The following is a 13,059-nucleotide window of genomic DNA, read 5'->3' as shown; positions in this document are numbered from 1 at the left end:
CCTTTTCCATATAAACCTGCATGCAGCCTGCCCAAATCGACCCAACCGCTTTCTTATTCTAGGTCTCACATTGACTATAGGGCTGCAATGCAATAATCCTTTAAAATAAACTAACTTTGCGCTATTTTTATTGATGTGTTAAAATATGCCTAAGGAGTATTTTATGAGTAATCCTAAAAAAAACACCAAAGTGTATTTTATTTCTATTGCTGTCATGTTAATTTTGGTTGGTCTAGGCTTAATCATTCCCAAACATTTCCAACGATTAAGCGTCACCTTTAGACAGGCTATTTCATCTGACTTTGGTTGGCTCTATCTCCTGTTAGTGACAGGACTCTTAGCCTACTGTCTGTTTTTGATTGCAAGTCCAATCGGACAAATTCGTTTGGGACCGCCGGATTCTAGACCTGAACATTCAACAACTTCTTGGATTGCCATGATGTTTTCGGCTGGGATGGGAATTGGTTTGGTTTTTTACGTGGCTGCAGAGCCTTTAAGTCATTTTGCTAAATCAACACCAAATGCGCCTGCAATGTCAACTAAAGCTTTAGCAGATGCATTTCGCTATACCTTTTTCCACTGGGGTTTTCATGCCTGGGGGGTCTACGCCTTTGTCGCCTTGACATTGGCCTACTTTGGTTTCCGTAAAAACGAGAAATACCTCTTATCGGTCAGTTTTAAACCAATTTTAGGTAAGTATGCTGATGGACATATTGCAACCATTATTGATACCATCACAATTATCGCAACTGTTATCGGTGTAGCAACAACTCTTGGTTTCGGTGCCGCTCAAATCAATGGGGGCTTGTCTCAAGTTTTTGGTATTCCTAACAATAGTACTGTTCAAATCATTATTATCATAATTACGACTGCCCTATTTATTGCTTCTGCCTTATCAGGACTTGGTAAAGGTGTGAAAATTTTGTCCAATCTCAACTTAATTTTGGCTATTATCCTTTTGATTCTAGCTATCTTCCTTGGACCAACTATTAAAATTTTTAATACTTTGACTGATAGTTTGGGACTATATTTCCAAAACTTCTTTAGAATGAGCTTTCGAGCAGCTGCCTTTGATGTCTCGAAACGCAACTGGATCAACAATTGGACTATTTTTTACTAGGCTTGGTGGATTTCGTGGTCACCTTTTGTTGGCGTTTTTATTGCTCGCATTTCAAAAGGACGCACTATCCGTGAATTCTTATCAGTTGTCTTGCTAATACCAACAGTCCTTAGCTTTCTTTGGTTTTCGACTTTTGGCACTTTATCAACCAATGTTCAATCTAAAGGCATTGATTTGACAGGCTTTGCTACCGAAGAGGTGCTATTTAAAACCTTTGAAAATTACCCCATGGGTTCCTTACTTTCTATCATTGCTATCTTTTTGGTTTTCAGTTTCTTTATTACCTCGGCAGACTCTGCCACCTATGTCTTAGCCATGCTATCTGAGGACGGCAGTCTAGTCCCAAGTAACCGTAAAAAAGTTATCTGGGGACTGAGTGTAACTGGTATCGCTATCACTCTCTTACTTTCTGGAGGCTTAACCGCTCTTCAAAACGTTTTAATTATTGCAGCCCTACCTTTCTCATTAGTGCTCATTCTTGTTACTGTTTCCCTGCTCAAGGAACTCTATCATGAAAAAGACAAGATGGGACTCAGCATCACTCCAGACCGCTATCCAAAAGCGGATAAACCCTTTAAATCTTATGAATAAAACTGATATCTGTTACCTGACAGATATCAGTTTTTTACGTTTATCAATTAGGTTTCGACTGCAGTGCCTATAACTTGAGTAACAAACAAGGAGCATAGCTAGCCAAATGCAAATCCTTATGATAAGATAAAATTAAATTATATTATAACTTAACTTGAGGAGATTAATGTGGACAAGAAACTAATACGGACAATAGCTCTGGCTATGCTTTTTTACTTCCTTTGTGTTGGCTTAGCCACAGCTATTGACTTAGTCATTCTCAAAGTGACAAATATGACTCACACACCAGCTCTCGCTGCCCTCTTTGCCAGCTGGGTCTATCTTGGTTTAATTAAAAAGACAAAAACTTTTGGTCCTATTACAGCACTTGGCGGCATGATGTCACTATTCTTTTTAGCCTCTGGTCATTTTATTGGGGCAGCTCTCCCTAATATCCTCTGTGCTCTTGCTGCTGACGGCATTGCCAAGTCTGGTCAATACAGCAATAATAAACGCAATCTGATTTCCTATGCTCTTTTCTCCCTAGGCAACCTAGCACCGATTCTAACCATGTGGCTGACACCGAAAGCTTACATTGCTCAGCTGCTTGCCGAAGGTAAGACACAGGCTTATATTGACAGTGTTATGATTCCTGCTAGTCTTCCTGAAATCAGCATGCACTTGCTGGGCATTATCCTATGTGCTCTGCTGAGCGGCTATCTTTACCAAAGACTAGCACAAAAATAGCTCCAGATTTTTTGTTTTTAAATCGTTGTAAGCACGCCAGTAACCAAAAGATCCCTTAAGCTGAGTGCTTTAGTTTATAAAAATATTGGGCTCTGAATTGTACAGAGCCCAATCTTTTTTCCTTTAGCCTTCCTTATTTTCATCGAACAGTTCATGTTCTCGTTTTTGAATTTGATTTTCATAGTTTTCGATTTTGTAATTCAGGCGTTCGCGAGCCTGATTGAGTTCATCAATCCGCGCATCCATTTCTTCACGCTGCTCTACAAGCAAGGCCAGACGAGCCTCTTCAGTACCCTCTCCTTTTTCCAACAAGGCAATGTACTCAATAAGTGACTCCACGCTCATACCTGCCTTGCGAAAACAGCGGACAAATTCCAAAATACCAATCTCATGTTCTGTAAAATTCCGCACACCTGATTTGTTGCGCGGTACGGGCGGAATCAAGCCAATCCGTTCATAATAGCGAATGGTATCCGCAGACACTCCTGTCAGTTCACTGACCCTTTTAATATTCATTTTCTTCTCCTTGATTCTCTGAAATATAGCCGAGCATCCGTGCTGCTGCACTTAGATACACATTAACACCAATTATTATACACCTTTGAGTGAACTCCAAGGCAAAAAAGATTGGGTAGTAAAACTCATTTGATGTTCTGAAACGTGTAAAGGAGCTAAAAGGCAAGCTATCTTTGACAGCTTATCTCTATCATATTTCCTTTTACTTCAGTGGCAACTGGAAATGCTTTAGGAAATCCGGCAATTGGCTGCTGATGGTTTCTTTCGTATTCTCTAAAGAATGTTCTGCAAAATGGCTGACTAAGGTGGTCAGGGACTTGCGCATAAGGCGGCGTTTATCATCATCAAGGTCTCGAAAATAATCCGTCATAACATGACCTAATTTTTGCGGAATATCCCAATTTCGGCTTGAAAAATCATTGAGGCTGTCAATACCGTTATCCATAAAAAGATTAAAAAAGGTATCAAAAAAGATCTTCAGCTCCTGACTGGACAACTCTTCATTCCAAGTTTTAAAAGTCTTCTCTAAGGCAAGACTGAAGTCTGTTCCCTTGCTGACCTCGATGAACTGCCCTAGGTACAAATCAAGCTGCCAGTTAGCGACATTGTGCTGATTGATACCAAAGGAAACACTGTCTACAATTTTAGCCTCCACTCCAGTCGTAAGCATGACGCCAACAATAGACTCTTTAGGACGGATGGCCAAAATTTTTGACTGAATATTGCCATAACCAAAAGAAGCCAGCACACTTGGGTGAAGACCAGGGGCATCAAACATGTAAACTGCCGAAATCTTCTCCTGATGAGAACTAAGCAGATGGCTGCTAGCATAAACGGCCAGATTGCCGCCTTTAGAATGGCCAGAGACGACCACCTGCCCATCAAAATCTTTAAGGAAGTCCGCTAAATAGCGACTGGCCATCCGCTGAGCAGGAATTTCACGCATATAAGTCATTCGAAAATCTTCCTGCCAACCAATCAAACTATCATCGGTTCCGCGAAAAATGACCTGTGTATGCTCAAGAGATGGCAGACTGAGAACCATAGCAGCAAACTGCCGTTCGAATTCTGGGCTGATTTCGTTGGCATAATAACTAAGAGACAGGTCTGCAAAGCGCTGACTGGAAAGAAGGATTTCCAACAGTATTAAGCGCTCCTTAGTCACTAAAAAATCATTCTTAAAATGAACCAGCGCTTCTTTATCCAGAAAATCTCTAAGGCACAGGCTGTCTCTCGTTAAATGTGGCTGCTGCAGCCACTCTCCCAAGGGCAAATAGCCCAGCTCATTGAGGCAAGCTATATCTACTTCATTTAAGGGCAGGTCTTCAAAAGACTGCCCAGCATTTGCTTTCACATAATCAATAAAATTAGCCACAGTTCTCCTACTTTAAGATGTCTTTATTTACTTTTATTCTACAAAGTTTTTGCTTACAGGTCAATGAAAATATGGTATGATAAGAAAGGTTTTGCATTCTTATAGAAAGGTTTCGTCATGTCAAAAACATTGACTTTTAGAATTCTCATTGCCCTTGCTGGTATCATTGGTGTTAGTATTCAAATCAAACAATCCGGTTGGGGCATGCTATTGTATTACACAACCCTCTCAAACGTTTTGGTCTTTAGCTTTCTGATTTATCTCATCATCAGAGAAATTAAAAATCAAAGCTACAATTCTCAACTGCTGCGCCTCAAAGGCGGTGTCACTATGATTATCGTCATGACATTTATGGTTTACCATTTTATCCTAGCTCCTAAGGTGAGAGCCTATGATTACTATACGCTTCGGAATTTTCTGGTTCACTACGTTCTACCTTTGGGCATGATAGCTGACACTTTGATTATTGATAGACCAAGAGTTTATCGCTGGTTTGATCCCTTGCTTTGGACTTGCTTTCCTCTAATCTACTTTGCTTTAGCACTGTTTAACGGGTTTATCCTAAAATGGAGCATTCCTGGTGCTGCCGACAATCCTTTCCCTTACTTTTTTATTAATGTCGTCAAATACGGCTCCAGAACCGTTCTGATAAATGCCTGTGGCATTGCTGCTGTCTATCTTCTTATCGGCTATATTTTGGTCCTAATCAAGTATTTTATTGGCCCTAAATCAAAATTAAACTAGGTAATAACTACAGACAATACTAGGATAGAGCCAGACAAAGTCAAGGACATATGATTTCCAAAGAGTATCAGCAAGCAGTAAAAAAAAGCAGAACAGTAAATGTCAAGAGACAAGGCTGTTCTGCTTTTTCTTTATTGATTTTGCTCATCAGATTTATAGAGGACACTCTTGCTGAAGTTATCGTCCCCAAATAAAGTTTCTGAACTGATATAAAGGCGATCACGGGCAGTATCTGATGTATCGCTGTGACCTTCTGTAAAGCGTTCAGCAGGAATTGTTGTTCCGCCTTTGACAAACAGCAAATTGTAAACCACCGTTCCGTCAGCTGAAGTCAAGGTCGCCTGATAAATACCATCACCTGTTGCTTGACCAGATGCCAATGTAAATTCTGTTACACTGCGAATAGCAGCACTTTCAAGACCTGTTGCATTTAATTTCAGATTATCGCCAAGTTCATTGGTCCAAGTACCTGCTGCAGAAGTGTAGTCTCCTGCTGCGATAGCTGCTAAATCAAAACTAGATACCGGTGCTTGTGAAGACGTTGTAGTCTCCTTTTTCTCTTCTGGATCTTTTTTAGGATTGACAACATGTGTTTGTGTCTTGCTGCCTGCTGCTTTGTCTGAATTTTTAAGGTAGGAAGAAACAAAATAAACAGCCAGACCTAAAATAATAAGAAGCAGACCTGATAATAAAATACTAAATACTGTCTTTCTTCTGGATTTTCTGCGGCTAGCGCGACGTCTTGGCATAATCAGCCCTCCAATTTCAAATTTTACTCTTCCCTTTATTTTACACAATTTTCCCTTAAAAAAACAGGTCTTTTATGATTTTTTACAGAATTTTTTCCATTTTAGTTTCACGAGGCTTCATCCCCTGGCGTTCATAAAAAGCCAGAGCCCGCTTGTTATCATTCCAAACATTAAGGGTTAAATCATAGCAGCCAAGCTCTTTTGCATATTCCAAGGCAAAATCATAGAGCTCCTGTCCAATCTTTTGCCCCCTAGCTTCTTCGGATACACACAAATCATCAATAAAGAGTGTCTTCACAGATTTTGAAATAGAAGAACTTTCCTTTTCTTTTATCACTAGAAACATGTGCGCTAAAATGTGTTCCTGATCATCAACATAGACAAAAATCGGCTTAGAAGCATCCTGCAGGAGTTCTTCTAGCTCTTTTGCAGAATACTTACTTCCCTGATCAGTTTCCCCAAAAAGATCCGGCCGCATTTGAGAATGAACTTGAAATATCTGACGCAAAAGTTTTTCAATAGCTGGAATATCTTTTATTTGAGCCAATCTAATGGACATATGAATCCTTCCTTTCTAACTGTCTTGCTTTTATCAAACAAACTTTTAACCTTCTGCTGACAAGTCTCATAACAGGCTGCTATCACTCTTAGCTAAAAATACAATCAACGATTCAATCTATTTGATTGTAAGTTTGATAGCCGACAGCTTGAAAATTCAGTTTTAAAGCTTTAACTTCTAAACTTATCTCTTACTTCTGTCAAAGAATCTCTTAAATTAGAAACACTAAGCTTAACTCGCAAGATTTCTTAGCCTTACTTGTCATCATCGTCCATAGAAAGCACGCTTAAGAAGGCTTCCTGCGGTACTTCAACCGAACCGATAGACTTCATCCGTTTTTTCCCAGCCTTTTGCTTTTCAAGAAGTTTGCGTTTCCGAGAAACATCGCCGCCGTAACATTTAGCAAGAACGTTCTTGCGCAGGGCTTTGATGTCTGAACGAGCCACAATTTTCTGACCGATAGCTGCCTGAACAGGCACTTCGAATTGCTGGCGCGGAATAATTTTCTTGAGCTTCTCAACAATCAGCTTGCCGCGTTCATAGGCAAATTCCTTGTGCACAATAAAGCTGAGGGCATCAACCTTGTCCCCGTTGAGCAGAATATCCATTTTAACCAGCTGCGATTTCCGATATTCAGAAATTTCATAGTCAAAGCTGGCATAGCCGCGTGTTGATGATTTTAATTTATCAAAGAAATCAAAAACAATTTCAGCCAGCGGTATCTGATAGATGACATTGACACGGTTATTGTCAATATAGTCCATGGTCACAAAATCACCGCGCTTGCGCTGCGCCAATTCCATGACGCTGCCGACATATTCCTGCGGCACCATAATCTGCGCTTTAACGTAAGGTTCTTCAATCGTATCAACCTTAGTCGGATCTGGAAATTCAGATGGATTGGACACTTCCAACATTTCACCGTCAGTCGTATTGACATGATAAACAACCGATGGCGCTGTCATAATAAGATCAATGTTAAACTCACGCTCCAAGCGCTCCTGAATTACATCCATATGCAATAACCCCAGGAAACCACAGCGGAAACCAAAGCCCAAAGCCTGAGAAGTTTCCGGTTCAAACTGCAGGCTGGCATCATTGAGCTGCAGTTTTTCCAAAGCTTCACGTAAATCATTGTATTTGCTGGAATCAATTGGGTAAATTCCTGCAAAAACCATGGGATTCATCTGCTTGTAACCATGGAGCGGCTCAGCAGCCGGACGGTTGGCCAGCGTTACAGTATCACCGACACGCGTATCAGCTACTGTTTTGATAGAAGCTGCCAAATAACCAACATCTCCAGTCGCCAGAAAATCACGGCCAATCGCCTTAGGAGTAAAGATACCTACTTCTGTCACCTCAAAGGTCTTGCCATTGCTCATCAGCATGATTTTATCCCCTGGCTTAACCATTCCATCCATGACACGGATCTGCAAGATAACCCCGCGATAGGCATCATAAACAGAATCAAAGATCAACGCTTTAAGCGGAGCTTCGACATCGCCGGCTGGAGCTGGAACCTTTTCGACAATCTGTTCAAGAATATCTTCAATGCCAATTCCTGCCTTAGCAGATGCTAGAACAGCTTCACTAGCATCAAGACCGATGACATCTTCGATCTCAGCCCGCACGCGCTCGGGATCCGCAGCTGGCAAATCAATTTTATTGATGACTGGTAAAATTTCCAGATCATTGTCCAAAGCAAGGTAAACATTTGCCAAGGTTTGAGCTTCAATTCCCTGGGCAGCGTCTACCACCAAAATCGCTCCCTCACAGGCAGCTAAAGAGCGGGAGACCTCATAGGTAAAGTCCACATGCCCCGGTGTGTCAATCAGGTGAAAAATGTAAATCTCACCGTCTTTAGCCGTGTAATTAAGCTCAATAGCATTCAGTTTAATGGTAATACCGCGCTCACGCTCCAAGTCCATACTATCCAACAGCTGAGCCTGCATTTCCCTGCTAGAAACCGTCTCCGTTTTTTCTAAAATACGATCCGCCAGAGTGGATTTCCCATGATCAATATGAGCTATAATTGAGAAATTCCTAATTTTCTCCTGACGTTTTTTTAAATTTTTAATATCCATTTTTTATCCTTGTCAAAATTAATCAGTAGCTTTATTATAACAAAAAAGAAGGGGCCTTACCATAGATTTATTGGGAGGAAAACAAGAACAGCCGGAAAACTGATTGATACTTAACCCCCTTCTTTTTTTGAAAACTCAAGCTTAGTACCAAAACAAAAAACTGAGAAAGAAAGTCTTCTCAGTTTTTATATCATATCATTATTCTTCACGTTTTTTGGCTGCCAGTAAAGTAGCTGTTGCAAAAGCTACTGAAACAAAACCAAAAGCGGCTAAGTAATTATGGCTGTCAGCGCCTGTTTGAGGAAGCATTGGCTGATAGCTGCGTTCTCTGACACGTGTTTCATTTTTACGGGCAAGTCTAAAGTCCCTTGATTTAACCGAAACCATACTAGCTGGACGATCCGCTCTTGGCGATGTCGGTGGTTTTGGTGTCTGTGGCATTGGCACTTCTGGATCTTCTGGAACTTCCGGAGGAATTCCCTGTGCTTCCACAATAAAGTTTTTATGCCAAGCAACTGAAGGTCTTTCCAATTTCGGTTCTTCCGGTTTTTTAGGTTCTTCACCAGGATCTTCAGAAACAGCAATGGTCGAATTTGTCGCAAACCAAATAATAGTTGGCAAGTACTGGTCATTACCGCCAGCAGTAAAGGTAAAAGGCTCACCTTTATAAATCATGGCACCAGCTCCATAATAGGCTGTAGCAGCACGAGGAGCGCCATCGGCATTGACTGCATCCCAGCCGTCCTCACCGTCACCATCAAAAGTTGCTCCATTTTTCTTATACTGATTATCATTAGCAGAGTAAATCTCATTGCCGTACTTGTTTACTGATGAACCTGGAATTTGGATAAAGTCATTATTTCCCAAGGCAACTTTTTCGACATGGTCACCGTGTTCAGTTATCCAGTGATTGAGCGAAGACAGACTCATAATGGCTCTATTATCACTTAAATCAATGACTTCGTCATTTTCATCATAAAAAGTGATCTGCATCGTAACACTAATCTTGTCATTTCTGCCAGGATTAGAAGTCTGAGCACCAATAAAAATCGTCTTGGTCGGATCATGAAAAAGCTCGACAATGGCGGTGTTTTCACTGCTAGTTGATTGGTTTAGTGTGTAAGTTGTGACAACTTTACGAATCTTTTTATCGTTGTATCTTGAATTTTGGATATTGTCATAAGTAACTGTTACCGTATCACCGACAGACATTCTAAACCAAACATCTTCTTTAGGGTCGTAAGGATTAACAGAAGAAAAATCATCCTCAGAATATTTGTCTGTGTTAAACTGCTGTAAAATATCATCTGTCTGATGAGCAGCCCGAGCATCCTTGTTCATGTAACGGTCAACACCTTGGATACTTACCGTAGCATTAGATTCATTTTCAAAAAGAAGCCCTTGTGCTACTGCAACCCTGCCCGCATTGCGACCAGAAGCCACTTGCTGACGATAGTCATCATAAGCTTTCTTTTTAGCATCATATTCAGCCTTTTTAGTATTGTATGTTGCTAAATCAGCTTGATATTGCTCCTTATCCTTGGCATGCTGCTCCTTGGCTTTATTATAATCGGAAACTGCCTGATTAATTGTTTGAGTCTGAGCTTTGTTATCAGCATCTGCTGCCGCTACAGAAGGCTGCTGCTTAGCAGAAGTTTCAGTAACATTTAAGCCAACATAATGTGCCGTTGCCTTAGCCTCTTCTAATTCTTTAGAAGTAACATGTGATGTTGTCACTGTAGTATCGCCAACTGTCTCAGTTTTGGTAACCGTTACTGATGGTGACTGAACTTGCTGATTAGAAGCTGTAGGTGCTGCTTGAGCAGTATTTGCATTTGCAGCGGTACTAGGAGTTTGATCGACTGCTGCCTCTTCTGCTAATACATTTGTTGTTCCAAATGCTGCCAAAGTAAGGCCGCCTAACAAAGTAATCTTAGCGGTTTTTGATTTCATAAAAACTTTTCCTTATATTAATTTTAATTTATAAATAAAAAAATATATGTCCCATTATACCAAAATGAGACATATTTTCAATAATTTTGACTTATAAATTAAATTTTTCTAAATTTTTAAACCGCGATTTCTTGTTAAAATGAAAAAATAATTAAATTTAAAACACGAATAATCTAATTAGAATTTTAAAGATTGTTCTTAAACTTGCTTTCTTTGAATTTCTGTTTTAAATCGGACGTTTGACCTAAAAAAACAGAATCTAGATTAACATCATAATAATCAGCCAAAGCGTTAGCCAGATGAATGGGGATATCAGAACTATCTTCTTCATACTTTAGCAGAGTTTCTTGTTGAATGCCTAGACAATCAGCCACCTCTTTAGGACTTAAACTATAGTTCACTCTGAGAGCTCGCAATGTCAACTTCTCCACTAATTACATCCCCTTTCATCTTACTAACATTCCCATAGACTCCATGTAGAGGCTAAGGTCAAAAATAGCAGTGCCTGGCAAACACTCTTGACTTTCATAAAGAGAGCTGACTTAGAAAAAGGGAAACTAGTCAGTTGTTTTGGCAGGAACAAAGATTTTGAAATTTTGAAGTTGTGAATTGTGAGGTGAAGATTTTACATTGCCAAAACTGTTCTCTCATGAAAACTATTTTCAATAGAAACATTATAGTTCGTTTTAAAACGAAAGTCAAGCATTTACTCCTTTTTTATTTACTTTTGCAATTGAACGCGGTATTATTATGTAGATAGTATTTTTCTAAAGAAGGTGAAACATGGGACGCGGAAAATTAACGCCACAAGATTTGGAAGACCTGAAAGTGATTTCTTCCAACATCCAACGGCTGCTGGAAGAGAGCGGCATGAAACAATCCCAATTAGCATCTATTCTTAATATTCCCAAAAGTAGTTTCAACGAATATGTCAAAGGAAGGACGCTGCCAAAGGCTGGGAACATCCAAAAGATTGCTGATTATTTTGGATTGAAAAAATCTGATATTGATCCTCGATTTTCAAAAAAATCTACTTCTTCCGTGCTTGAAAAAATTACCTATACTGCTCGGCAGCTAAACCATAAAAGACAGCTGAAAGTCTTAGATTTCAGCCAACAGCAGCTGTCCGAACAAAAGCAAGCCACAAAACTAACTGCCAAAAAACACTTGGCGGACAGAAAAATGTCAGAAGAGGTCGGCGGCGCTGAATATCAAAAAATTGTTGATAAGTTTATTGCTAATGAAATTAAAAATCAAGATAATGTCTATTTAGACAGCATTAAAAAGGCCAAGAACCTCTATCAAGCCTTAGGGAACCGTTACGAGACAATTGTACTTTACGGCGAAGTATCGGCTGGTACTGGCATTTGGGTTGATCATGAAAAGCAAGAGACCATCCAATATCCGGCGCCTATTCCCAAGCATGATATTGCTCTTAAAGTAAGTGGCAACAGTATGGAACCCTTGTTTTATAACGGTGATGTCATTTTTGTCAAGAAAACTCCCGAAATTTATCATGGTCAGTTTATCATTGTCATCGTGAACAATAAAGCCTACCTTAAAAAATTATACAAAAAAGAGCAAGAAATCAGATTGATTTCGCTCAACTCCCGCTACGATGATATCATCCTGCAAGAAGATGATGATATTAAAATCATCGGCACTGTTATTACTTAAGCAAACCAAGACTCAAAATAACTCAAGCTGCAGCGATTTCACTGCAGCTTTTTTACTAACAAAAAAAGGATCCTCAGTTCCCCGTCACCTTTATCTCTTTCGCCCACTACAAACTTAACTTAAAAAACACAAACAGATAAATCAATTTCAAACTAGTTCGTAATTTAACTGCAGCAACCATTCGAAACAACACAGCTCTAAAACAATTCAATAAGCTTAGTGTATACATCTAAGGTTTTGGAATCATTCGAAACAACACAGCTCTAAAACATTCCCGGTTTTATTAAATCTAGATTAGAAGTTTTGGAACCATTCGAAACAACACAGCTCTAAAACTATAATATCAATCGGACGATCAAATGGCTGGTTTTGGAACCATTCGAAACAACACAGCTCTAAAACACTTTATGACTGTATTTATTAACGCTTAGAGTTTTGGAACCATTCGAAACAACACAGCTCTAAAACAATTCACAATTCACAAATTATATGTCGAGGGTTTTGGAACCATTCGAAACAACACAGCTCTAAAACAATTTACCGTAAAGGGAATTAAGCATTAGTGTTTTGGAACCATTCGAAACAACACAGCTCTAAAACACAGCATTTGAAAACGTGCTATACACCAAAGTTTTGGAACCATTCGAAACAACACAGCTCTAAAACTGCGCCTTGCTCGCCCCGCTGAGCGCCGTCGTTTTGGAACCATTCGAAACAACACAGCTCTAAAACGGAAGCGGCGGAATATATCCGGGAGATCCTGTTTTGGAACCATTCGAAACAACACAGCTCTAAAACTCCAGCTTTTTTCCTCTGTATAATTTTAAAGTTTTGGAACCATTCGAAACAACACAGCTCTAAAACTTTTCTGCTTGCAATCTCATTAACACCGATGGTTTTGGAACCATTCGAAACAACACAGCTCTAAAACTTGGACGAGAACGGCAAGCCTTGGTCAAGCGTTT

The 13,059-nt window shown here is 39.8% G+C and carries 9 protein-coding genes, 2 pseudogenes and 1 CRISPR repeat array (1 of these 12 running past the window's edge); of the genes and pseudogenes, 4 read left to right on the top strand and 7 right to left on the bottom strand.

Going from position 1 to position 13,059, the window contains the following annotated elements; genetic code table 11:
- The first annotated feature begins 163 nt into the window (after positions 1 to 163).
- Both SCSH_RS06495 and SCSH_RS06490 read left to right on the top strand, forming a co-directional pair.
- Positions 164 to 1,711: pseudogene (locus tag SCSH_RS06495) on the top strand (BCCT family transporter).
- 168 nt (positions 1,712 to 1,879) lie between these two features.
- Positions 1,880 to 2,437 (top strand): MptD family putative ECF transporter S component, encoded by a 558-nt coding sequence (locus SCSH_RS06490; protein ID WP_238581373.1) that lies wholly within the window; start codon positions 1,880 to 1,882, stop codon positions 2,435 to 2,437.
- A 123-nt stretch (positions 2,438 to 2,560) separates the two neighbouring features.
- Here the strand turns inward: SCSH_RS06490 and nmlR are convergent, their stop codons facing one another.
- Positions 2,561 to 2,953: a stress response transcriptional regulator NmlR gene (gene nmlR, locus SCSH_RS06485; protein ID WP_057491081.1), complete on the bottom strand. Its 393-nt coding sequence runs from the start codon at positions 2,951 to 2,953 to the stop codon at positions 2,561 to 2,563.
- Between the two features lie 202 nt (positions 2,954 to 3,155).
- The gene (locus SCSH_RS06480; protein WP_057491080.1) at positions 3,156 to 4,328 is read right to left on the bottom strand and encodes an Mbeg1-like protein; all 1,173 of its coding nucleotides are present in this window, start codon (positions 4,326 to 4,328) and stop codon (positions 3,156 to 3,158) included.
- A 117-nt stretch (positions 4,329 to 4,445) separates the two neighbouring features.
- Here SCSH_RS06480 and SCSH_RS06475 point away from each other — a divergent pair, with 117 nt between their 5' ends.
- Positions 4,446 to 5,072 (top strand): Pr6Pr family membrane protein, encoded by a 627-nt coding sequence (locus tag SCSH_RS06475; protein WP_057491079.1) that lies wholly within the window; start codon positions 4,446 to 4,448, stop codon positions 5,070 to 5,072.
- A 131-nt stretch (positions 5,073 to 5,203) separates the two neighbouring features.
- Here SCSH_RS06475 and SCSH_RS06470 read toward each other — a convergent pair whose 3' ends face one another.
- From SCSH_RS06470 to SCSH_RS06450, 5 genes and pseudogenes are all read right to left on the bottom strand, one after another.
- Positions 5,204 to 5,821, bottom strand: coding sequence for a DUF6287 domain-containing protein (locus SCSH_RS06470; protein ID WP_057491078.1), 618 nt, complete (start codon positions 5,819 to 5,821; stop codon positions 5,204 to 5,206).
- Positions 5,822 to 5,903: 82 nt separating this feature from the next.
- On the bottom strand, positions 5,904 to 6,380 hold the full coding sequence (locus tag SCSH_RS06465; RefSeq protein WP_057491077.1) for a GNAT family N-acetyltransferase: 477 nt from the start codon (positions 6,378 to 6,380) through the stop codon (positions 5,904 to 5,906).
- Positions 6,381 to 6,634: 254 nt separating this feature from the next.
- Positions 6,635 to 8,464 carry a translation elongation factor 4 gene (lepA, locus tag SCSH_RS06460; protein ID WP_057491076.1) on the bottom strand — a complete coding sequence of 610 codons (1,830 nt, stop codon included), beginning with the start codon at positions 8,462 to 8,464 and terminating at the stop codon, positions 6,635 to 6,637.
- 198 nt (positions 8,465 to 8,662) lie between these two features.
- A complete protein-coding gene (locus SCSH_RS06455) occupies positions 8,663 to 10,417 on the bottom strand; it encodes a GbpC/Spa domain-containing protein (protein ID WP_057491075.1) in 1,755 nt (584 codons plus the stop codon).
- A gap of 185 nt (positions 10,418 to 10,602) precedes the next feature.
- Positions 10,603 to 10,867: pseudogene (locus SCSH_RS06450) on the bottom strand (helix-turn-helix transcriptional regulator).
- 333 nt (positions 10,868 to 11,200) lie between these two features.
- On the opposite strand from SCSH_RS06450, the gene SCSH_RS06445 reads away from it, so the two are divergent.
- Positions 11,201 to 12,094, top strand: coding sequence for an XRE family transcriptional regulator (locus SCSH_RS06445; protein ID WP_057491073.1), 894 nt, complete (start codon positions 11,201 to 11,203; stop codon positions 12,092 to 12,094).
- A 168-nt stretch (positions 12,095 to 12,262) separates the two neighbouring features.
- Positions 12,263 to 13,059: a CRISPR direct-repeat array (repeat unit 36 nt; unit sequence GTTTTGGAACCATTCGAAACAACACAGCTCTAAAAC) (it continues 626 nt past the right edge of the window).

Source organism: Streptococcus orisasini, from assembly GCF_001431045.1.
GTDB classification, from domain to species: domain Bacteria; phylum Bacillota; class Bacilli; order Lactobacillales; family Streptococcaceae; genus Streptococcus; species Streptococcus orisasini.
Note: the sequence above shows the minus strand (reverse complement) of the source record. Positions and strands in the feature narration are given on the sequence as shown.

Excerpts from the sequence above, each read along its gene's own strand:
- SCSH_RS06455 (WP_057491075.1), bottom strand. The coding sequence starts at position 10,417 with ATGAAATCAAAAACCGCTAAGATTACTTTGTTAGGCGGCCTTACTTTG.
- SCSH_RS06470 (WP_057491078.1), bottom strand. The coding sequence starts at position 5,821 with ATGCCAAGACGTCGCGCTAGCCGCAGAAAATCCAGAAGAAAGACAGTA.
- lepA (WP_057491076.1), bottom strand. The coding sequence starts at position 8,464 with ATGGATATTAAAAATTTAAAAAAACGTCAGGAGAAAATTAGGAATTTC.
- nmlR (WP_057491081.1), bottom strand. The coding sequence starts at position 2,953 with ATGAATATTAAAAGGGTCAGTGAACTGACAGGAGTGTCTGCGGATACC.
- SCSH_RS06475 (WP_057491079.1), top strand. The coding sequence starts at position 4,446 with ATGTCAAAAACATTGACTTTTAGAATTCTCATTGCCCTTGCTGGTATC.
- SCSH_RS06445 (WP_057491073.1), top strand. The coding sequence starts at position 11,201 with ATGGGACGCGGAAAATTAACGCCACAAGATTTGGAAGACCTGAAAGTG.
- SCSH_RS06465 (WP_057491077.1), bottom strand. The coding sequence starts at position 6,380 with ATGTCCATTAGATTGGCTCAAATAAAAGATATTCCAGCTATTGAAAAA.